This window comes from Bacteroides xylanisolvens (genome assembly GCF_018289135.1).
Taxonomy (GTDB): Bacteria; Bacteroidota; Bacteroidia; order Bacteroidales; family Bacteroidaceae; genus Bacteroides; species Bacteroides xylanisolvens.
This window is the reverse complement of sequence record NZ_CP072216.1, coordinates 604106-626621: the sequence shown is the minus strand read 5'-3', so window position 1 is coordinate 626621 and position 22516 is coordinate 604106. Positions and strand designations below refer to the sequence as shown.

At 43.6% G+C, this 22516-nt stretch carries 15 protein-coding genes and 1 tRNA gene; 10 read left to right on the top strand and 6 right to left on the bottom strand.

Features of this window, described 5'->3' with window-relative positions:
- Position 1: 1 nt before the first annotated feature.
- The 5 genes from INE92_RS02830 to INE92_RS02810 all read right to left on the bottom strand — a co-directional run bounded on the left by INE92_RS02830 (position 2) and on the right by INE92_RS02810 (position 9582).
- Positions 2-1372: a DUF5690 family protein gene (locus INE92_RS02830; protein WP_004305854.1), complete on the bottom strand. Its 1371-nt coding sequence runs from the start codon at positions 1370-1372 to the stop codon at positions 2-4.
- Positions 1373-1591: 219 nt separating this feature from the next.
- A complete protein-coding gene (locus INE92_RS02825) occupies positions 1592-3958 on the bottom strand; it encodes a hypothetical protein (RefSeq protein ID WP_004305853.1) in 2367 nt (788 codons plus the stop codon).
- A gap of 24 nt (positions 3959-3982) precedes the next feature.
- Positions 3983-6016, bottom strand: a complete 2034-nt coding sequence (locus tag INE92_RS02820) for a tetratricopeptide repeat protein (protein WP_004305851.1) — start codon at positions 6014-6016, stop codon at positions 3983-3985.
- Positions 6017-6042: 26 nt separating this feature from the next.
- A complete protein-coding gene (locus INE92_RS02815; protein ID WP_004305849.1) occupies positions 6043-6588 on the bottom strand; it encodes a DUF3575 domain-containing protein in 546 nt (181 codons plus the stop codon).
- Between the two features lie 240 nt (positions 6589-6828).
- On the bottom strand, positions 6829-9582 hold the full coding sequence (locus INE92_RS02810) for a heparinase II/III family protein (RefSeq protein ID WP_008643162.1): 2754 nt from the start codon (positions 9580-9582) through the stop codon (positions 6829-6831).
- Between the two features lie 162 nt (positions 9583-9744).
- Here INE92_RS02810 and nuoF point away from each other — a divergent pair, with 162 nt between their 5' ends.
- From nuoF to nuoE, 3 genes are read left to right on the top strand one after another with little or no spacing between them, the layout of a single operon-like run.
- The gene (gene nuoF / locus INE92_RS02805) at positions 9745-11652 is read left to right on the top strand and encodes an NADH-quinone oxidoreductase subunit NuoF (RefSeq protein ID WP_004310195.1); all 1908 of its coding nucleotides are present in this window, start codon (positions 9745-9747) and stop codon (positions 11650-11652) included.
- 13 nt (positions 11653-11665) lie between these two features.
- On the top strand, positions 11666-13432 hold the full coding sequence (locus INE92_RS02800; RefSeq protein ID WP_004305843.1) for an NADH-dependent [FeFe] hydrogenase, group A6: 1767 nt from the start codon (positions 11666-11668) through the stop codon (positions 13430-13432).
- A 19-nt stretch (positions 13433-13451) separates the two neighbouring features.
- Positions 13452-13928: an NADH-quinone oxidoreductase subunit NuoE gene (gene nuoE, locus INE92_RS02795; RefSeq protein WP_004305841.1), complete on the top strand. Its 477-nt coding sequence runs from the start codon at positions 13452-13454 to the stop codon at positions 13926-13928.
- Positions 13929-14016: 88 nt separating this feature from the next.
- Here nuoE and INE92_RS02790 read toward each other — a convergent pair.
- Positions 14017-14104, bottom strand: a tRNA-Ser gene (locus tag INE92_RS02790).
- 237 nt (positions 14105-14341) lie between these two features.
- On the opposite strand from INE92_RS02790, the gene INE92_RS02785 reads away from it, so the two are divergent.
- The 7 genes from INE92_RS02785 to INE92_RS02755 all read left to right on the top strand — a co-directional run bounded on the left by INE92_RS02785 (position 14342) and on the right by INE92_RS02755 (position 22450).
- Entirely contained in the window at positions 14342-15625 is a 1284-nt protein-coding gene (locus tag INE92_RS02785; protein WP_195435653.1) for a site-specific integrase, read from the top strand.
- A gap of 69 nt (positions 15626-15694) precedes the next feature.
- Complete coding sequence (locus tag INE92_RS02780) at positions 15695-16987, top strand: PDDEXK nuclease domain-containing protein (RefSeq protein WP_195435652.1); 1293 nt, start codon at positions 15695-15697, stop codon at positions 16985-16987.
- Between the two features lie 11 nt (positions 16988-16998).
- Positions 16999-18039 (top strand): hypothetical protein, encoded by a 1041-nt coding sequence (locus INE92_RS02775; protein ID WP_195435646.1) that lies wholly within the window; start codon positions 16999-17001, stop codon positions 18037-18039.
- Between the two features lie 223 nt (positions 18040-18262).
- Positions 18263-18571, top strand: coding sequence for a DUF3853 family protein (locus tag INE92_RS02770; protein ID WP_195435644.1), 309 nt, complete (start codon positions 18263-18265; stop codon positions 18569-18571).
- A gap of 14 nt (positions 18572-18585) precedes the next feature.
- Positions 18586-19662 carry an AAA family ATPase gene (locus INE92_RS02765; protein WP_195435642.1) on the top strand — a complete coding sequence of 359 codons (1077 nt, stop codon included), beginning with the start codon at positions 18586-18588 and terminating at the stop codon, positions 19660-19662.
- Between the two features lie 211 nt (positions 19663-19873).
- Positions 19874-20830: a toprim domain-containing protein gene (locus INE92_RS02760; protein ID WP_195435640.1), complete on the top strand. Its 957-nt coding sequence runs from the start codon at positions 19874-19876 to the stop codon at positions 20828-20830.
- A gap of 216 nt (positions 20831-21046) precedes the next feature.
- Positions 21047-22450, top strand: coding sequence for a coiled-coil domain-containing protein (locus INE92_RS02755; protein ID WP_195435638.1), 1404 nt, complete (start codon positions 21047-21049; stop codon positions 22448-22450).
- Positions 22451-22516 lie beyond the last annotated feature (66 nt).

Sequence of the window (22516 nt, the reverse complement as noted above, 5' to 3'; positions counted from 1 at the left end):
ATCAAATTTGTGAAAAAGTAGTTGGCTCCATACCTTCTCCCGTAAATTTTATCCCGTTGCTCATTTCGGCTTCTTTCGCTTTCTTCAGTTGTTTCTCTTTTTTATAGCGCTGTATCAGGTAAATCATGGAGCAGGTGAAAGCAACCGTACAGATCAGTCCTACGTAACCGGATAATATATTATAAAATTCCAACCAGTTTATGTCTGCATGGGCAAATTCTTTGAACATCAAGACAAGTACAGTTCCCGTATATCCGATAAAATCAATGGTCACAATGAAGAAACCGACATTTCCTTTTATCTTGAAACAAGCGATGAAGCGGTCGAAAAAAATGCTTTGAAAACAGAGGTAGGCAATATACAGACAGAGACTTTGGACAAACAGCCAGGTGATTGCATCCAATTGCAGAGAATCATAATTGAAAGATATAAAACTCATGGTGGCTGTCCCAAGTACGACCAATCCCAGCAGGGCAACCAAAACTTTTATGTTACTTTTCACAAAGGCCATCGCTCCGAATAACGCCAGAATTATTAATGTAACGACTGTATCTACCTGCGCAAACATCCATGAGGACTGTCCGTTCATATCAATAATCTTCACCAGGAAATCTTCCTTAATATCTCTAAGCACTACCAACATTAGGTTAGCTACAAACAATAATACAAGAAATGGCATAAAGTCGATGAACAGTTCTTTCCGTTGCTTGCCATTCAGAGTTACACGACTACTTTTTTGTTCTATATCTTGTGCCGTAGGTTGTGGCAAACGGGTTAAGCTATATCCCAAAAGAGCCAATAAAGGAAGTGCAAAAGCACCGATAAGTGCCGGCATCCAAAATTCGCTGACGTTCAATGTATTCATAACGAACAATCCGATGGATTTTGCCGTTCCCGAACTGATAACAATACTGATTCCTAAAAGACTGGCCAAAATATCCGTAGTGCGGCGACCTTCGATAAAACTGAAAATAACTCCCCACATACAGCCCAATGACAATCCATTGAAGAACATGGCAAACATATTATAAGGAGTGGGAAGTGCTCCGAACGCAACCAATGACAATTCCGCTACGGCAATGGAAACGAGTATAAACTTCAGGCGATTCTCTCTCTTCAATTCGGAAATCAACTTGATACCTATAAACTTGGCTATCAGATAACCTGCTATCTGAATGATAGTAACCAGTACTTTATAATCAAAACCGAATGCTTCTATCCCGTCAAAAGTAGCAGCTGTGAAAGGTTTACGCAATGCATAAACCAGTGAGTAAGAAAGAAGGGCTGCTCCACCTGCCCATAGAATAAAGAGGAAATCGGCTAATCTTCTGTTTGAACTTTGTTTCGATATTGCTTCAGTAATCGTTTTCATACGTTTTCGTTTTAATTTCTGGAGCAAAAGTAGAGGAGAATAGCAAGGGAGAAAATGAATTCTAAAGATTCATTTTATTCATTATCAGGTAGAAATGGAAGTAATATTAATGTAACGTTTATGTAACCGTAATTTCTTGGAAATGGAATACAAAAAGGGTTGCACAATCACTAATCCGGTATTGCGCAACCCTTTTTATTCGATTTCTTATTTTTCTTCTTATTGGAAAGTAGGCATCTTGAATCTGTACAATAATCCACCTACCATGGAAGCTACGCGGTCAGGTCTTCCCTGTTCGGAGCCATCGTATGTATCGGTACGGATACCGACTTTAGGTTCGGCATACAGATACAAAGAAGAAGCCACTTTCAGCTTTACCTGCACACCGGCATCCAGTCCCGGCACTGCTCGGAACTTACCGTAACGGCGTACCAGTCCGGCCGTAACTCCCACAAAAGGAACAACATCTATCACATGGTCGGGGCTGTATCCTTTTGCCAATGTGGCCAGACTCATCATATAATCCATACCCAAACCGGCATAATGAAGATTCATCTTCGACGACGTTTTGGCCTTGTACATAATTGTTCCATTTACCCGCCATGCAGATAACGGAGTGTACCATTTACCTATGCTTCCTTTTGCTTCTACACCTGCATTCTTCACCAAATCTTTGTTGGCTACGAGCAAGCTACCCAATCCAAGTGCACCGGAGATGAAGTAACGCTTGTCATCCTGACCAAACACGCTGCGATTGGCTGCTTTTGAATAAGGAACAAAGCGATAGTGGAAACCTGCATTGACTCCTACCATTACGTCTTTCTGCATAAAGCCCAGATTACCTTCAATGAATTTATCTCCATACAAGCGAATCTGCGGTTCAATGTACAAACCGAGAAAATCATTCACATGCCATAATCCCTGTATGCCTGCATTAATACCCAGTTGGAACTTATGGTCTGATTTGGAAGTATAAGCAAGGTTGACACCTACCGAACCTATTAAATCAAAGATACGATCGGAATTATATCCACTCATGGTAGACGTTATGTTCCACAAGTAATCAAGACCACCACTGACGCTGGCATGTCTAAGTTTGCCCGCTTTAACACTTCCCGGAACTACATAGTTCGTAAAGAATCCACCCGTACCCACCAGGCGCAAACCGGAATAAGGGCTCAACCACTTACCGATAGAGACAGAAGCCTGCGGACCTAAAGAACCAAGGTTTTCAAGATTCGTCTTATTCAGGAACATTTGCACACCGATTCCCGAAGTCATAAACAGATTGTCTGCGATGTGATTGCTTGAGAATCCGTTCTTCGGACGTGCCGCACGGTCAATCGTATGATAAGTCAAACCAAAATTCAACTCTCCGAGCTGATCCGTATTGCCACCTACTCCGCGACCTCCTGCATATCTCTTATTATACACATTGAGGCGAGGTTCTATAAATAAATCCACAGAACGGTTGATACGGAAACTTCCTTGCACACCGACTCCTATTCCCGGAGCATACTTGGCGGTTTTATCCACTCCTTTCGTACCTGCCAGGTTAACTCCGGCAATACCGATCAGACTAAATATTCTGTCTTCATCATATCCCCAAAGAACATTATTGATATTCAACAGATAGTCCGCATGCAGATCGACATGTTTAAAGTAGCCGCTTGCACTGCCCGAAGGGGTGTCTGAAAGTCCAACCGTCCCGGACAAACGCAGACCGGAAGAAGGACTGAACCATTTACCGATTCCGGCAGAGAACTGGGGACCTAATCCTTTAATCGTATTCTTGATTCCCGGAACTTTCAGTGTACTGATACCACCGGATAAAGAGATAAACATATGATTCAGGAAGGAACTTTTATCGAAATCATCGAAATGAATCTTAGTTCCCATCGGAGCAGCAGGCATATAGGTCAGACCTACCAGAACCGAACCAGCCATTTTATAGTTTCTCCAACTTTCCGTATACGCAAAACCGTCATTATACCATCCGATCCGCGGTTCTACAAACAAATCCAATGTAGAAGAAAGACGTACATTTCCCTGTAAACCGAGATGAGCGCCGTAATAAAGCTGACCGCCGCCTTTCAAATCCGGATACTTTTCGGAACGATCGCTATTGTCGCCCACCTTAGAATAACCGGCTTCTATACCTGCAATCCCTACTAACTCAAAACAACGGTTTGCATTGTATCCGTATGCCAGGGAGGACATATTCAACAGATAGTCCAGGCTGCCGCCACCCATTTTTATTTTAGAATCGTAGATACTCGACGGCAGATAACCTAAATTCACCCCTATCCGAAGTCCATGAACCGGAGTAATCCACTTTCCCATAAAGAGATGGGCGGTCATTCCCATTCCATCCTGACTATCTCCACTTGTTAACAAGCTGTATGGCCCTATTCCGGCAGAGAAAAAGAGATGTTCATTGAATTTATTGCTCTCGAACTTTTCATTTGCAGGCCGTTTCTGTAACATATATTGCAATGCACCATAATCCTGTGCCTGTAAGGTAACAGCAAGCATCAGGAAGATTGCCACTGCTACATATTTATTGTTGATTCTGAAGATATTCATCGTTTACTCTTGTTGTATATATCATTATTTAATTTTCTGCTCTTCCGGCAGCAAGTCAATAATATCACCGTCCACCTTCGCTACTTCCAATAAGGAAGGATCAAGTTCAAGGGCCTTCTCAATGCTCATAATCGCATCACCTATTTTCTCCAGGCGGTTGGCGGCAATCGCTTTTATATAATATTCGCGGGCGGTCTCTACATCTATGGTAGAAATCTTATCCCATGCTTCCTGATTCTTCTTCATTGCCAGCAGCATCACCACCTCATTGAAAGGGCTGGTAGCCGCCACCTTTTCGAAAGCATCATTATAATAACCGGCCAATGCCTGAACGATGGCCTGCAAATCTTCAGAAACCGCTTCTTCGGGAACCAATGTCAAGACTGAATCCGCTTTTGTATATTTCCCTTCGTGTAGCAAGGCAATAGCCTGATTAGACAATAACTCCGCCGGTGCCGATTTACTGACAAACGGTTCGAGAATACGTGAATCCGGAGTATCTTTCTGTATCGTTGCCACTGCCAGTTCATTGGCTGCATACGTAAAGTTATCATAAAGTTCAAGAGCTTCCCTACAATACTTTTCCCTTTCGTCGGGAGTTTTTGCTGTCGTAATCATACGGTAATATTCGAAACGGGTCAGTTCCTTCGGATTCTTTCTGTAAAGTTCTCTAATCTCGTCGTCCGTCAAAGAACGGAAGATTGAATAACCATAGGTATATTGCACCTTTCTCAATTTAGGCAAATAAGTAGCCGCAAGTTCCTTGTAGAAAGGTTTCGATTTCAAGACCCCATTCAACCGGTAAGGAGTAGCTGTATATTGTTTGATTAAGTCCTCTACTTCTTTAGCCAGTTCCGGCTTGGAGTTTTTTTTCAGCAATTCAGCTACCTCCTTCCAGGAGGCAACCGATGCATCCGATTTCACCTCCAACAGTTTACGTGTTTCCGGGTCCAGTTGTGCCAGTATACGTTCCAGGGCCTTATCCGTACGCAATTTTGCCAGACGAAGATTCGTCGCGTAAGAACCGTCCGGCGAAGCCACCCCCGTAATATGAAAACTCTTCAAAGAGGCATCCGGGTTCGTCTCAATACCACGCAATTCCTGATTCAACCGGTTCAGTTCCACCTGATTTTGTGGATTCTTATCATCCAGGTCGGCTTTACCTACCAGGAAGGTTAAGTTTACCTCACCTTTCGTATCCCGCAACTGCATCACGGGTTTCGGAAGGTATTTCTCGTCCGTCAGGCTGAAAGCGGAGAATTTATACTCCAAGAAGCGAAGCGGGTTGACCGTTCCGCGTGCAATGGAGAAAGAGTCACGATAAATGATATTCCGGTAATTTTCCATCGCCAGATGCACATCTGCACGGTAGTCATGTTGCAGATATTCTATATAGATAGAATCATGGTAAGCAATAATATCCCCCTTGCGTGAAGAAGTAGTTTTCACACGGATGTAATCGTGCAAAGGATCTTTATCCATATCATAATCGTACATTCGATTTTGCGTTGTATTATAAGTATCCCCGTCGAATACAACAGGACGCATCAACAGACGCTTTTTCAGTGTCACATCATAAATGGAAGGCTGCAATACCAAGCGACGATGTGAGTTAAACATCTCCTTAGGCACCGGGACACGAGTTTTCAGATGGAAATAATTACCTTTGATTTCGATGTCCGTAGGTTCCGGAATCACTTTGTCCTTCACTTTGGAAGTAATTGTAACTTCGTCCAGTTCGATGACGGCATCTTTCAATACTACATTCAGAATCTGCTTTCCTGCCACCTTCACTGTTTTGTCTTCATAACCGACACATGTAAACTTCAACGAGCCGTTTTTCTCAACCAAGACACTGTAACGGCCATCCTCGTCGGACATTTCTATACGTTCGTCATTGACCGGATTCAACACATTTACATTCGGAACACTTTTTCCCTGCGGGTTTGTGATATGCCCCTGCACGCGGATCCGTTGGGCGGATACATTCATACCGACGAACATCATCGCCACGAGAAGTATACCTGTTAATCTATCACGTTTCAAATTGATTTTCATTCTCTTTTCTGACTAGCTAATGTTCGTTATCGAATAATATAAACAAAGGATACCCCCAGTTTGACAGGTGCAATGGTGGTCTTACTATCGTTGACCGCACCCGGTTTCGGAGTACCCTTATCATACTTAAACTGACGGTAGCGCAACACACCCACTCCGGCAGTTGCTTCGATGTTCCAATGATCGCCCAGCACCCATGCGTATCCATAGGTCAAACCAGCGGCGTATGCATCGCCTTTGTGATGCACATCTTTTACCATCATATCAAAATTATTCACGAAAGCGGTGATTCCAAGAAAATGACTCACCATCGGACGATTTAGCCAGTAACGAACTTCAGGCTGAAAATGCGTGAAAGTCGTTTTAAAGTTGTCTGTACTGATTGGGTTCGCAGCAATCCCCATGTTCAAGGAGACATGACTACCCAATACAAATTCTGCTTCTACATTCGGACTGGCGGTCAGCCAACCCAATGCATTTGTCTTTACAGCCACCCGTTGTGCGTGCACATGTACACCACAACATAATAACAGAAATGATAACGCAGCTATTACCCTGCGACCATTTCTCATCACATATACCATCATTTATTTCCCACTAAATATTTCCCACTAAATATTTACCCACAAAAAAGGGCTTACTGTCCATTTTATATACTACTTGGACAGAAAGCCACAAAATTAGAAAAAATATAGTATTAAAAACGTTTAAACACGCTTTTTTTGTTTTTTATTGCAACAATTTCCATCTTAGGCCATAATATACCATACTACGGATAAGATATACAATTTTTCTTTATTACCAATGAAACATCAGATACGCAACAACATAGGCTCCGACGCAGCATCGGGTTTTATCTTCTTATCGCCGATAACAACCGTACAGGGAGCAGAAGAAATAATATACCATTTCCCTTCTTTCTTTTCGAGCAATACATTAGCGGCATTGTCGGTCTGAATCATTACCCCGGGTGCAACCAATTGGGTTCCATTCCCTAAAAACAACGTCCGGTTTCCTGCATATTCATTGCTAATAACAGCATAATCCGCTTTCACTTTCATTCCTTGATAAGTAGCGGTTTGTGCAGCATCAGATAGAGAGAAGATATGATCTATACGTCCGTTTTTGCTTTTCACACAGATTCCGGCAAAATCTTCCAAACCTGCTCCTTCTGCATCAAAGTAAGAGACGGACTGAATAGCAGACGGTTCCTTTTTCGTACTCGGTTCATATATCGAGACAAAAGGACGATTCCAAGCTTCTCCATGCTGACGGGCAACAAATGTCAGCGTCGGCTGCTCCTTTATATTATAGGGCATATTCGGTGTACGGCTTAGCCCTTCGGTCATTGGCGCCAAAGCCGTAAAGACTTCACGATCCGGTTCGCCTTTCATCCAAAGATTCATGTATATATCATCGCCGTCCTTATCTTTCATATCTATGGTGAAAGTTGCCTTGACATCCTTATTGGTCGCAGCCACTTTCTTATCATATAAATAGGAATAAGCGTAAAGATGTGCGCCTGCAAAGGCGAGTTCTTCCGTAGGCTGGAGATTCAGGTCGCTGCCATCTGCTGCCGTCAATGTCAAAGTCTGCCCAAGGTTGTGATAGAAGTAATCGTGCATCTTATCGCCTCCTTTCTCTTTCCGGCTGCGGAATACATCGACATAATACCCCGTCTCCGCCCCAGTAGTGACAATACTCATCATACGGGTCTGATCCGCCCTGCTTTCCGGTTCACGAAAATAAAGGTTACTGTAAGTAACGGACGTAAATGCTTTGCCCGGTTCCGCTGATGCCGGGAAACAGGAAAGCAAATCAAAAGAATGGTTACTTTTCATCACCGGATAGCTCGATATTCCATCCACACAAACTGTATTATGACTGGGGAATTGAGAATAATATTCCGCATAATCAAGTCCGCTATACAGGAAAAGCCCGATACCTGCATCCGGCCCCAGTACGTATCCTTTTCCATAAAGTTCCATCGAAATGCCGTTAGCGTGCATGTGGTTCCCTTCACTGCCATTCAACGAAATCATCAAACTGTTGCGCGGATGCATACCGTTGCGCTGTACCAGCCATGACACATTGGGAGCATAAAACAAAGGAGAAACATAATCTTCTATCTTTCCCGGCTGCACTTTGGGATTTAGCGCCAGCGGTTTATCTTCAAAGAAAGAATTGACAGATACACGCACATTCTTCTTTTCTGTTTTATCATTTCCCAAATCCGGGTTCAGGCATTTCAGCAAAGCCGTGAAATAATTTTCCTGTTCTTTCTTCCCGTTCGCCTGTGCATTCTGTATCATACGGATAAAGAAATTCGTACTCAAATATCCCGGATGCGTATCTCCAAAGCCACAAATCATACGGTTGGGAAACAGATATTCGGGAGTGGTTGCTACCGCTTTCGACAATATAGGCATTGCTTTCACCAAATCATATTGCAGATTCGTATCAAACTGATTCACAAAATTGGCATAATCATTGATTACCACACTGCTATATCCCGGACATTCTGCCCAAATTCCCGTATTTATATCGAAACCATAATCTGCCAATCGCGTCAGACTCCACTGGCGGATGCTGGAACGGTTCATCACATAGTCGATATAATATTCACGTCCTTTTCCGTCGGCATATTCTTTATTGTCTTCCAATACCAATCCGACATTCATAACAAACCGTGCCTGTAGCAAATTCCAGTTGTTATGAGGTACACCGTTCGCAATGATATTATCCGCCCATTTCTTAAAAGCTCCGGCGTAGATTTCCATTTTATCCGGGTAATTGGCCTTTAGGTAATTATATAGAAAATCATATAAAGGGACAGCGATATGGAGTGCGTCTTCATGGATGACTTCGAAAGAAGTCAATCCTACCAATGTTTGCTGATGGCCGTGATTCAGGTCGATGGGCACGTTTCTATAATAAATGCCTGTCATATATGTATCAAAGACCCCTGCGGCAAGTTTAGCGAATTTCTCTTCATCCGTCATCCAATAAAGGAAAGCGGCATCACGGGCAATTCCCAGGATTTCGCAGTTCAGGCTTTCAATATTCCGGCCTGTTTTGGATGGGTGTACACTTTCCATAGGACGGTCAGGAAGTGCATTATTGCAGAAAGTGACATTCCCGTCCTCATCATCATAAGGAACGACATCCGCCAATTTGGGACGACCGTGGGTGGCAGCTGTGCCACGGGTTCCCGTGTAGCGCACAGTGGGATAAGGAGCTCTTTCACCACCTGCATGGTCGAACGTTTCACCTTTCACATATACTTCCGTGGCATGAGACTTCCAGTACATTGCCAAACGAGACAGCAACCACGCCGGTTGAGCATCCGTCAGGTTCGTATATACTTCCGTCCGTTCCTTCAATTTATTGAAAACATCTTTCGCCCATTCTTCTTTTTTAATCAGCTTCCATGTTTCCTGCTTTCCCGCCGGAGTAGTCAGTACCCGCGGATGTGTCTGCGGCATCTTTTCCGGCAAAGGAATCTCTTGTCCGGATGCGCTGTTCAGAAAAGATAGAAAACATAGTCCAAGTAAAATTCGTCTCATACTTCAGTTATATTTTTTAGGTTTGATACCTATTAAATACGAAGATAGAGATTTATTTACCTAAATCCTCCGTCAAAGAACAATTTTATTTGTACGAGACTACGCTGTTATTTCAAACAAAGAATTATATTTGCAAAAAACCGACTAACAATTCTGATACTTATGAAAATTTTATCTATCCATGATTTGGCAACAATCAGGAAGAGAGCAGAGCACAATCTTTCATTGCGCGAAGAAAGTAATGAAAAGGTGACTGAAAAGTGTTACGGACTGGCATCCGGTGCGCAACATCTTCAGATTCTGATCTGCGGTGGTACAGGCTGTAAGGCATCTTCCAGCCAGGGTATTACAGACAATCTTCTAAAAGCCATCAAAAAGAACGAAATCACCGATAAAGTAGAAGTCATCACCGTAGGCTGTTTCGGCTTCTGTGAAAAAGGTCCTATCGTGAAAATTATCCCCGATAATACCTTTTACACCCAAGTCACTCCCGAAGATGCGGAAGAAATCATCAACGAGCATATCATCGGAGGACGAAGAATCGAACGGTTGCTGTATGTAGATCCTAAAACGGAACATACCGTCAGCGACTCCAAGCACATGGATTTCTACCGGAAACAACTCCGCATCGCATTGCGTAACTGTGGTTTTATCGACCCCGAAAATATTGAAGAATATATCGCCCGTGAAGGATACTTTGCATTGGCCGATTGCCTGCTTAACAAACAGCCGACGGACGTTATTGATATTATCAAACGTTCGGGACTTCGCGGACGTGGCGGTGGCGGTTTCCCGACGGGACTGAAATGGGAATTTGCCAACAAACAACAGTCGGATGTCAAATACGTGGTTTGTAACGCCGACGAAGGAGATCCCGGTGCATTCATGGACCGTTCCATTATGGAGGGCGACCCACATTCGATTGTAGAAGCGATGTGTGTCTGCGGTTATTCCATCGGGTCCACCAAAGGATTAGTATATATCCGTGCGGAATATCCGCTAGCCATCAACCGACTGAAAACAGCTATCAATCAGGCACGCGAATACGGATTACTGGGGGATCATATCTTAGGAACAGATTTCAGTTTCGACATAGAAATACGATATGGAGCCGGAGCTTTTGTCTGCGGAGAAGAAACTGCCCTTATTCATTCGATGGAAGGAAAACGGGGAGAGCCGACTCTGAAACCTCCCTTCCCTGCCGAATCCGGTTATCTGGGAAAACCAACCAATGTAAATAATGTGGAAACGCTTGCCAATATTCCCATTATTCTAACCAAAGGAGCCGACTGGTTTGCAACGATTGGCACAGAACGTTCCAAAGGAACCAAAGTGTTTGCTCTTGCCGGAAAGATTAATAATGTCGGACTGATCGAAGTGCCGATGGGAACTACTCTTCGGGAAGTAATCTACGAAATCGGAGGAGGCATCAAAGGCGGAAAGAAGTTCAAAGCTGTACAAACAGGAGGACCGTCAGGCGGCTGTCTGACAGAAAAACATCTGGACACTCCCATTGACTTTGACAACCTTCTCTCGGCCGGTTCCATGATGGGTTCAGGAGGGATGATTGTCATGGATGAGGACGACTGCATGGTATCCGTAGCCCGCTTTTATCTGGATTTTACAGTGGAAGAGTCCTGCGGGAAATGCACACCTTGCCGCATTGGAAACAAACGTCTGTTGGAACTACTGAACAAGATTACAGAAGGAAAAGGCACAGAAAAAGACCTGGACACACTTGCCACTTTGGGACAAGTCATCAAAGATACGGCCCTCTGCGGACTGGGACAAACCTCTCCGAATCCCGTTTTATCCACATTGGATAACTTCTACGATGAATATATGGAACACGTACGGGATAAGACTTGTCGTTCCAAGCAATGTAAATCACTATTAACATATACCATCAGTCCGGAACGTTGCATTGGTTGTCATCTATGCGCCAAAAACTGTCCGGCGGATGCTATCAGCGGGCTGGTGCGCAAGCCACATGTCATTGCTCCTGATAAATGTATCAAGTGCGGCATGTGCATGGCACGCTGCAAATTCAATGCTATTCTTGTCTGCTAAAATCTTATTTACTATGGAAGAAAAACAAATTACTCTCCAGATAGACGGTCATTTCATCACTGTGCCCGAGGGAAGCACTATTCTTGAAGCCGCTATCAAAATCGGTATCAATATACCTACGCTGTGTCATATCGACCTGAAAGGAACCTGTATAAAAAATAATCCGGCTTCCTGCCGTATTTGTGTGGTTGAAGTGATGGGACGGCGCAACCTGGCTCCTGCCTGCGCTACCCGTTGCACGGAGGGCATGGTAGTAAAAACCAGTACCCTGCGCGTAATGAACGCTCGCAAAGTGGTGGCTGAACTGATCCTTTCGGATCACCCCAATGACTGCCTCACTTGCCCTAAATGCGGCAACTGCGAGCTCCAAACGTTAGCACTGCGTTTCAACATTCGCGAAATGCCTTTCAATGGCGGTGAACTGTCCCCCCGCAAACGGGAAATTACCGCTTCTATCGTCCGTAATATGGATAAATGTATTTTCTGTCGCCGTTGTGAAAGTGTTTGCAATGATGTACAGACGGTCGGAGCATTGGGTGCCATCCGTCGCGGATTCAATACAACCATCGCTCCTGCCTTTGACCGAATGATGACGGAAAGTGAATGTACTTACTGCGGTCAGTGCGTGGCTGTCTGTCCCGTAGGCGCATTAACAGAACGTGACTACACCAACCGTCTGCTCGACGATCTGGCTAATCCGGACAAAGTAGTGATTGTGCAGACCGCACCTGCCGTACGGGCGGCCCTAGGTGAAGAATTCGGATTTCCTCCCGGCACTCTGGTAACCGGGAAAATGGTGTATGCACTTCGCGAACTGGGATTCGACTATGTATTCGATACTGATTTTGCAGCCGACCTTACCATTATGGAAGAGGGTTCTGAAATTCTGAACCGCCTGACACGTTATCTCAACGGAGATAAATCCGTACGATTACCTATCCTGACTTCCTGCTGTCCGGCATGGGTCAACTTCTTCGAACATCATTTCCCGGACATGCTGGACATTCCGTCCACCGCCCGCTCCCCACAACAGATGTTCGGTTCCATTGCTAAATCCTATTGGGCGGAGAAAATGGGCATACCCAGAGAAAAACTGGTTGTCGTATCTATCATGCCTTGTCTGGCTAAAAAGTACGAATGTGCACGTGATGAATTCAAAGTGAACGGTATCCCCGATGTGGATTATTCTATCTCTACCCGTGAACTGGCACGACTAATTAAACGTGCCAATATCGGGTTCCCTCTCGTACTGGACAGCCCATTCGACAACCCGATGGGTGAATCGACAGGTGCCGGTGTCATTTTCGGAACAACAGGTGGTGTAATGGAAGCCGCCCTCCGTTCTGTCTATGAAATCTATACCGGAGAACCTTTGAAAAATGTAAATTTCGAACAGGTACGCGGACTAAATGGCGTCCGTCGTGCTACCATTAACCTAAACGGATTTGAATTAAAAGTAGGCATCGCACACGGACTAGGCAACGCTCGTCATCTACTGGAAGATATACGGAACGGACATAACGAATATCATGTAATCGAAATTATGGCTTGCCCCGGAGGCTGTATCGGTGGCGGCGGGCAGCCTTTGCATCACGGCAACTCGGAAATACTCTATGCACGCGCCAACGCACTTTACCGTGAAGACGCCAACAAACCTTTGCGCAAATCGCACGAGAATCCGTATATCAAGACATTATACGAGGATTATCTCGGCAAACCGCTAGGTGAGAAATCGGAAACTCTCCTGCATACGCATTATTTCAACAAAGCGATTGATTAACTTTTAAATGAAGAGTATTATGTCAGATATCAAACTAGCCTGTGACATGGCAGAGCAAATCAAAACGATCTGCGACAAGCATGGAAACAAACCGGGCGAACTTATCAATATTTTGCATGAGGCACAGCATTTGCAAGGGTATCTACCCGAGGAAACGCAACGGATTATCGCTTCCAAACTTGGAATTCCCGTATCGAAAGTGTATGGTGTCGTCACTTTCTATACTTTCTTTACCATGACTCCCAAAGGAAAACATCCCATCTCTGTTTGCATGGGTACAGCTTGTTATGTACGTGGTTCAGAAAAACTGCTGGAAGAGTTCAAACGTGTATTAGGTATCGAAGTCGGTGACACTACCCCGGACGGAAAGTTCTCATTAGACTGTCTGCGTTGTGTAGGCGCCTGCGGACTGGCTCCGGTAGTGATGATCGGCGAGAAGGTATATGGTCGATTACAACCGGTAGATGTAAAGAAGATTATTGAAGAATTGGAATAACCGAATTCCCGAAAACAATATAAAACAAACGGCTGCCTTGATAAGTCAAAACAGCCGTTCATTAATATTAAAATGTAAAAAAATGATGCGGAGAGAACGAGATTCGAACTCGTGATACCCTTTAGGGGTATACACGCTTTCCAGGCGTGCCTCTTCAACCACTCGAGCACCTCTCCTTACAATTACCAACTAGAGAAAAAACTCTCCATAAAAACAGAAAGCAGCAAAAAGCTGCTTTCTAGCGGAGAGACAGGCTCTTGAACCTATACTTTCAAGAAATATCATAAAATTGCAAATCACTGATAATCATATACTATCCAAGGTGTAGAGTAAATCTAAATCTTTCTAAATGCCTTTTGCTATTCCGAATATTGGGTGTATATTTGGGTGTAGAATTTCAAACGCACCCAATTATGAATATCAAACGTAACATCATTTTTGCATTGGAGAGCCGGAAGAAGAACGGTGTGCCAATCGTGGAAAACGTCCCCATCCGTATGCGTGTCATATATGCAAGCCAACGCATCGAGTTTACAACAGGCTACCGGATTGACGTAGCCAAATGGGATGCCGACAAACAACGGGTAAAGAACGGATGCACCAACAAGTTGAAGCAAAGCGCATCCGAAATCAATGCGGACTTGCTGAAATACTATGCCGAGATTCAAAACGTGTTCAAGGAATTTGAGGTACAGGAAGCCATGCCAACCACCCAACAGCTAAAGGATGCGTTCAACCTGCGGATGAAAGATGCCAACGAAGAGCAGCAGGAAGAAACACAGATAAATTTTTGGGAAGTATTCGATGAGTTTGTAAAGGAGTGTGGCAATCAGAATAATTGGACGGCATCCACCTACGAGAAATTCTCAGCAGTGAAAAACCACCTCAAAGAGTTCAAGGAAGATGCAACCTTTGAATACTTCAACGAGTTCGGCTTGAACGAGTATGTGAACTTCCTGCGTGACAAAAAGGACATGAGGAACAGTACCATCGGCAAACAGATGGGATTCCTCAAATGGTTTCTGCGCTGGAGCTTCAAGAAAGGACATCATCAGAACATGGCATACGATACATTCAAACCCAAATTGAAAACTACCTCTAAAAAGGTGATATTCCTGACTTGGGACGAATTGAACAGGCTGAAAGATTACCAGATACCAAAAGAAAAACAATATTTGGAACGTGTCAGGGATGTCTTTTTGTTTTGCTGCTTCACGAGTTTACGATATTCGGATGTCCGTAACTTGAAAAGAAGCGATGTGAAACCTGACCACATAGAAGTTACCACAGTCAAAACGGCAGACAGCCTGATTATTGAACTGAACGACCACAGCAAAGCCATACTTGAAAAATACAAGGAAATCCATTTTGAAAACCACATGGCATTGCCTGTCATCAGTAACCAAAAGATGAACGATTACTTGAAAGAGTTGGGAGAACTGGCTGAAATCAACGAACCTGTACGGGAAACATATTATAAAGGGAATGAACGTATAGATGAAGTCACCCCAAAATACGCATTGCTAAGCACCCATGCAGGAAGAAGAACATTCATTTGCAATGCGCTGGCTCTCGGTATTCCGGCACAGGTCGTAATGAAATGGACGGGGCATAGTGACTATAAAGCCATGAAACCCTACATTGACATAGCGGATGATATTAAGGCAAACGCCATGAACAAGTTTAACCAACTATAAAAGTATCAATCAGTTTCATAGATTATCCGCTATTTGAATTATATTTGCGACAACAATAGACATTAAAACATGGAAAACAACAAAGAACATCATATAGAAAGAACGGACTTTGACGCATTTGTTCATGCTGTTGGTTCGGAAATAGAACAGGCACAAGTCAGGTTGATTACCGCAGCCAATGCGCAAATGCTGTTCCATTACTGGAAAATAGGCAACTATATCCTGTATCATCAGAACCTACAAGGCTGGGGAAGCAAAATCATCAAGCAACTGGCAAAGGCTATCCGATTCAATTATCCTGAAAAAAAAGGCTATTCGGAACGCAACCTTACTTATATGTGCCAATTCGCACGGTCATATCCGCTGAACGTGCTACGAAGTTTCATTGATACGGATGCAAAGCTATCTGTTCCAAGCATACAGAATGTCACAGATGAAGTCTTGAAACTAAACAACGGACAATTTACGCAAGAACTTACTGCGCAAATACAATCCACTGATAGTCAGTTGTTAGAATTTACGCAAGAACCTCTTGCGCAAATTCAGAATGTTGCCAAAACTGTATCTGCCATTTACCGGATAACGATTGAGGATATAGAAAAATTATTTTTGGCATCCCCTGTTGCCAGAATAAATTGGGCAAGTCATGTAATCATGCTCAATAATTCGCTTCCATTAGGTGTAAAATATTGGTACATGAAGCAATCGGTAGAAATGGGCTGGAGCAGCAATGTTCTCAAAATACAAATTGAAACCAACCTATATAACAGACAAATCAGCAACAACAAGGTAAACAATTTTACAGCCATACTCCCGGCACCACAAAGTGACCTTGCCAATTACTTGTTGAAAGACCCGTATATCTTCGATTTGGCAGGAGCGAAAGAAAAGGCAGACGAAAGGGATATAGAAGAGCAACTGGTAAAGCACGTTACCCGTTATTTGTTGGAAATGGGCAATGGTTTTGCCTTTGTCGCCCGGCAGAAGCATTTTCAAATAGGAAACAACGATTTCTTTGCCGACCTTATTCTATATTCCATTCCCTTACACGCATACATCGTAGTGGAATTAAAGGCTACCCAATTCAAACCGGAGTATGCAGGACAACTGAACTTCTACATCAATGTGGTGGATGACAAGATGAGGGGAGAGAATGACAACAAGACTATCGGGTTGTTGCTGTGCAAAGGAAAAGACGAAGTTGTAGCACAATACGCATTGACAGGCTACGACCAGCCGATAGGTATCAGCGATTACCAGTTGAGCAAGGCTATACCTGAGAATTTAAAATCAGTTCTGCCAAGTATAGAAGAAGTAGAGGAAGAACTGACTTCCTTTCTTGATAAAGATAAGAATCCATAAACTAAGTGTACATGGCAGTAGAAATACAGATTATGATTCCCCAATATGGCGAACTCAATCGAATATACAGCGATTTTATAATCAGCCATACTTTCTCTTTTGACAAGCAGAAATTCATCACGGATTTCTATAAGCAATACAATGATACAACAGCTTTTGAAGCCGCTATCCTTGAACTGGTGCTTGACAAACATAAAGAACAATATACTCTGATTCTCAACAGCCTGAGAACCGAGATAGAGAAGAACATACTGATTTACGAAAAACACCCATTGTTTGATAATGAGATAATTTCCCGTGTATGCTACAACTTCGCTGGCAGATATGACACTGATATAGAAGCGCAGTTGAGAGTTACACAAAAATTAAGCAAGCCCTTGAATGAAGCATATAACAGACATGATTCCATTGGCTACAGAGAACATACGGCAGAGGAAGAGAAGCAAGCCGAGAAGGAGTATGAACGCTGCAAGGCTGAATATGACAAGGAAAAGAAGGAATTGGACAAACTCTATGAACTGCAAAAGCAAGACAGAAAAGAGGCTTTTCAATATATGGAGAACCTTTCCGGTGATGTTTACCGCCTGAGCCTTCTTTTTATGGAAATCCTGAAAAAGTACCTTCCTGATGATGTGGAAGTAAAACGACAGGATGAACCGGTCAAGCAAAATGAGCAAGAAGAAATGCAGAATACACCGGAGGGACAGCATGAATATTTTGACATGAAGTCGCTTTCGTCCATTCATGAAACCTGTGTCGGGGAACAGTTCGAAGCCATTACTATATCGGATTTTTATGCCAATATAAATCTGCACCCCTGCAAGAACAGACTAAAAATCAAGGCAAGGGAAAAGATACGGGTGTGTTACCTGATATTCCTGATGAGCGAAAAACTATCCAAGCAATACAGGGACGAATGGCGAGACAAGATATTGAAACTACTGGATATTGACGAGAGCTATTACAGATCGAAGTACAAAGAACCCGTTTCCGATTTTCCGAGTGATAGTAACCAGAAATTCGCCAAAGAAATGGAAAGCATATTCAGATAATTCGTGATATATCCTGACATTCCACGAAATTACCACTTTTACCACTCAAATTAATTTTTGAGTGGTATTTTTATTGACTGATATTCAGTGAGATATAATAGATTCAGATTTATATCATCCACATCCTTACCACTTATAACCATACCTAATTTTGCATCGTTCGAGAACAGAAATAACAGCCAGTGCGCAGGGCTAATTGTTTAACGACTAAATAGATTGGACGATGACAAATCTTCAAGAGTTATTATTAAAACCCGTCTGGCAGATGACAGGCGAAGAGTTCATATTCCTAAGCAAGCACGCTTCCAACCAAACGGAAGCGCAACCGCAATCCGTCACGGACACAGAAAGAAAGTATGTGTACGGAATACTTGGCATTGCCAAACTGTTCGGATGCAGTCTGCCCACCGCCAACCGTATAAAGAAAAGCGGAAAGATTGACAAAGCCATTACGCAAATAGGGCGCAAGATTATCGTTGATGCGGAACTTGCCCTTGAACTGGCCGGAAAGAAAACCGGAGGACGAAAATAACGGGAGGTGTACTTATGGATTATATGAAAGACAACAAGGAAATATCGGCAGAAGAAGCCGTAATCCTTTGGCAAGCCTCACGTTTGAGCCTGTCGAAAAGTTACGAGAAAGCACCTGAAATTCTCAAAGTACATGGTTCCGTCATAGGGACATTGGGGAATTTCAGCGCATCCATCGGCAAAGCCAAGAGCAAAAAGACGTTCAATGTGTCGGCTATCGTAGCCGCCGCATTGAAGAACGGCACCGTATTGCGATATGTGGCGGAACTTCCGGAAGACAAACGGAAAATCCTTTATGTGGACACGGAACAGAGCCCTTATCATTGCCTGAAAGTCATGAAACGTATTTTACGGATGGCCGGGCTTCCCGATGACAGGGACAATGAGCATCTGGAATTTCTCGCTTTGAGGAAATACACGCCCGAACAGCGTATCAGAATTGTAGAGCAGGCTATTTACAATACGCCCGACATAGCCCTTGTAATCATAGACGGTATCCGTGACATGGTATATGACATCAACAGTCCCGGTGAATCGACACGCATCATATCCAAACTAATGCAGTGGACGGACGACAGGCAGATACATATCCACACGATACTCCACCAGAACAAGGGGGATGAGAACGCGAGGGGGCATATCGGTACTGAACTGAACAACAAGGCAGAAACCGTACTCCTTGTAGAAAAGGACAAAAGCAACGGGGATATAAGCAACGTTTCAGCCATGCACATACGGGCAATGGATTTCGAGCCTTTCGCATTCCATATCAACGACAACGCCCTGCCCGAACTCATGGAGGGGTACAAGCCCGAAGCCAAGAAGCCGGGAAGACCGGAAGAAGAAAAGTTCGACCCTTACAGACATATCACCGAACAGCAGCACCGCATCGCGCTGGAAGCAGTTTTCGGACTGAAAAAGGAATACGGCTACAAGGAGCTGGAAGATGCCTTAATCAAAAGCTACACGTCAATAGGTGTAAAGCTGAACCATCAAAAGGCGGTACCGCTCATCATCATGCTTCGCAACAAACGGATGATAGTGCAGGAGAACGGCAGGAAGTACACGTTCATGCCCGACTTCCACTATTAGCCCACACCTTACAATCACTTCACTTTATTCCGAGGGTCTATATATTAGGGATAAAGCGAAGTGGTTGCGGAATGTGGCAAAACCACTTCACTTTATTACCGTATTCTATATATACGAGAATAAAGTGAAGTGATTATAGACCGTACTTCATAAAGAGGTACGAGCGAAAAGAGAAATAAACCAATTCAATTATCATTAAACCTATCATTTTATGGATATACAGACAGCGAAACAAATCAAAATAGCAGATTATCTGCACAGTTTGGGCTTTTCTCCAGTCAAACAACAGGGCATAAATCTGTGGTATAAATCACCGCTAAGGGAAGAAACGGAAGCCTCGTTCAAGGTGAATACAGAACGTAACCAATGGTATGATTTTGCACTCGGCAAGGGTGGGAATATCATCGCACTGGCACAGGAACTTTATTGTTCCGACCATGTGCCATATCTCCTGCAAAGAATCGAAGAACAGACACCCAGTATTCGTCCCGTGTCTTTTTCTTTTGGCAAGCAATCATTTTCCGAGCCAAGTTTCCAACAACTGGAGATTGTACCGCTTTCTTCTCCTGCCCTGTTCGCCTACTTGCAGGAAAGGGGAATCAACATTGCACTGGCAAAAAGAGAATGCCTTGAAACACATTTCACCCATCATGGCAAACGCTATTTCGCCATCGCCTTTCCTAACGTATCGGGCGGATATGAAATTCGCAACCGCTATTTCAAAGGCTGTATCGCACCAAAGGAAATATCCCACATCAGACAATCAGGAACAGCGAGGGAAACGTGTTATGTGTTCGAGGGATTTATGGACTATCTTTCATTTCTTACTTTGAGATTGGAGAATTGTCCGAAATATCCCGAACTGGACAGGCAAGATTATATGGTGCTGAATTCCGTAGCCAATGTTTCCAAAGCTCTCTATCCGTTGGGGAACTACGAGCGCATCCATTGTTTCTTTGACAATGACCGTGCAGGGATGGAAGCACTCCAACAAATCCGTATGGAATACGGCAGAGACTTATACATCCGTGACGCTTCGCAGACATACAGCGGATGCAAAGACTTGAACGAATATTTACAGAAACAGACTGAAAGAAACAGGCAAGTCCAATCTGTAAAAGGGACACGCAACCAGCCACCGAAAAAGAAAAACGGCTTTCGGTTATAGCCCACTATAACTACACGCTTCGCTTTCGTAGTTGTGGGCTCTCCCGAGGGGCTTATGGCTCTGCCCTAAGAACCCGGCAAGGGCTGTCAGCCCTATGCAACCCGATCAAAGAGTGACCCTCTCTTTGGAAACTCCGCTTATGGGTTGCACCCCTAAGTACCCCTCTGCGAAAGCGAACAAAGTAATCTATCGTAAACAATAAATCAGAATAGTAGTATGGCAATAAAATCAAGCATACATATCAAACCTTGCAACACCAAATCAAACGAGGCTCATAACCGCAGGACTGCCGAATACATGCACAATATCGGAGAGTCCAAAATCTACATCGTGTCCGAACTCTCTGCCGACAACGAGCAGTGGATAAACCCGGACTTCGGTAGTCCCGACCTGCAAACACACTACGACAACATCAAACAGATGGTAAAGGAAAAGACTGGCCGTGCTATGCAGGAGAAAGAGCGTGAGCGCAAAAGCAGGAACGGAAAAATCATCAAAGTGGCAGGATGCTCGCCCATCCGTGAGGGTGTGTTGCTCATCAAACCGGACACCACACTGGCAGACGTGAAGAAATTTGGCGAAGAGTGCCAAAGACGCTGGGGTATCACTCCGCTTCAAATCTTCCTGCACAAAGACGAGGGGCATTGGATGAACGGACAGCCTAATGCAGAGGACAAGGAGAGTTTCCAAATAGGTGAAAAATGGTTCAAGCCGAATTACCATGCACATATCGTATTCGACTGGATGAACCATGACACAGGCAAGAGCCAAAAGCTCAATGACAATGATATGATGGAAATGCAGACTTTGGCATCCGACATCCTATTTATGGAACGTGGAAAATCCAAAACCATTACAGGCAAGGAGCATCTGGAACGAAACGATTTCATCATTGAGAAGCAGAAAGCCGAACTACAACGTATAGACGCTGCAAAACGGCACAAAGAAGAACAGATAGGTCTTGCTGAACAGGAGCTGAAACAGGTGAAATCAAAAATACGCACTGACAAGCTAAAGAAAACAGCCACCAATGCAGCCACCGCCATAGCAAGCGGTGTCGGTTCTCTTTTCGGCAGTGGAAAATTGAAAGATTTGGAACAAGCCAATGAAAAATTGCGTCAGGAAGTTGCCAAGCGTGATAAAGGCATTGATGAATTAAAAGCCAAGATGCAACAAATGCAAGAACAGCACGGCAAACAAATACGCAATCTTCAAGGAATACATAATCAAGAACTTGAAGCCAAAGACAGAGAAATATCAAGACTGAACACCTTGCTTGAAAAGGCATTCAACTGGTTTCCGATGCTCAAAGAAATGTTGAAAATGGAAAAGTTGTGCACAGTCATTGGATTTACCAAAGATATGATAGATTGTCTTCTAACAAAGAAAGAGGCTATCAGATGCAATGGAAAAATCTATTTCGAAGAGCATAAACGAAGATTTGAAATCAAAAATGATGTTTTCAAAGTTGAGAAAAGTTCGGTTGATAATAATAAATTGGTGCTTACAATAAACAGGCAACCAATAAGCGAATGGTTCAAAGAGCAATGGGAAAAACTTCGACAAGGTCTGCGACAATCAGCAGAAGAACCAAGAAAAAGTAGAGGATTCAAATTATAAATTTTGCTCTCTATAATGCAAAACATCAACAAAATAACTATTTTTGTATTCGGATTGAAGCAACTC

Coding starts and splice junctions, on each gene's coding strand:
- INE92_RS02760 (WP_195435640.1), top strand. CDS start 19,874: ATGGATATACAGACAGCGAAACAAATCAAAATAGCAGATTATCTGCAC.
- INE92_RS02810 (WP_008643162.1), bottom strand. CDS start 9,582: ATGAGACGAATTTTACTTGGACTATGTTTTCTATCTTTTCTGAACAGC.
- INE92_RS02770 (WP_195435644.1), top strand. CDS start 18,263: ATGACAAATCTTCAAGAGTTATTATTAAAACCCGTCTGGCAGATGACA.
- INE92_RS02785 (WP_195435653.1), top strand. CDS start 14,342: ATGAATATCAAACGTAACATCATTTTTGCATTGGAGAGCCGGAAGAAG.
- INE92_RS02815 (WP_004305849.1), bottom strand. CDS start 6,588: ATGAGAAATGGTCGCAGGGTAATAGCTGCGTTATCATTTCTGTTATTA.
- INE92_RS02830 (WP_004305854.1), bottom strand. CDS start 1,372: ATGAAAACGATTACTGAAGCAATATCGAAACAAAGTTCAAACAGAAGA.
- INE92_RS02780 (WP_195435652.1), top strand. CDS start 15,695: ATGGAAAACAACAAAGAACATCATATAGAAAGAACGGACTTTGACGCA.
- INE92_RS02765 (WP_195435642.1), top strand. CDS start 18,586: ATGGATTATATGAAAGACAACAAGGAAATATCGGCAGAAGAAGCCGTA.
- INE92_RS02755 (WP_195435638.1), top strand. CDS start 21,047: ATGGCAATAAAATCAAGCATACATATCAAACCTTGCAACACCAAATCA.
- nuoF (WP_004310195.1), top strand. CDS start 9,745: ATGAAAATTTTATCTATCCATGATTTGGCAACAATCAGGAAGAGAGCA.
- nuoE (WP_004305841.1), top strand. CDS start 13,452: ATGTCAGATATCAAACTAGCCTGTGACATGGCAGAGCAAATCAAAACG.
- INE92_RS02825 (WP_004305853.1), bottom strand. CDS start 3,958: ATGAATATCTTCAGAATCAACAATAAATATGTAGCAGTGGCAATCTTC.
- INE92_RS02775 (WP_195435646.1), top strand. CDS start 16,999: ATGGCAGTAGAAATACAGATTATGATTCCCCAATATGGCGAACTCAAT.
- INE92_RS02800 (WP_004305843.1), top strand. CDS start 11,666: ATGGAAGAAAAACAAATTACTCTCCAGATAGACGGTCATTTCATCACT.
- INE92_RS02820 (WP_004305851.1), bottom strand. CDS start 6,016: ATGAAAATCAATTTGAAACGTGATAGATTAACAGGTATACTTCTCGTG.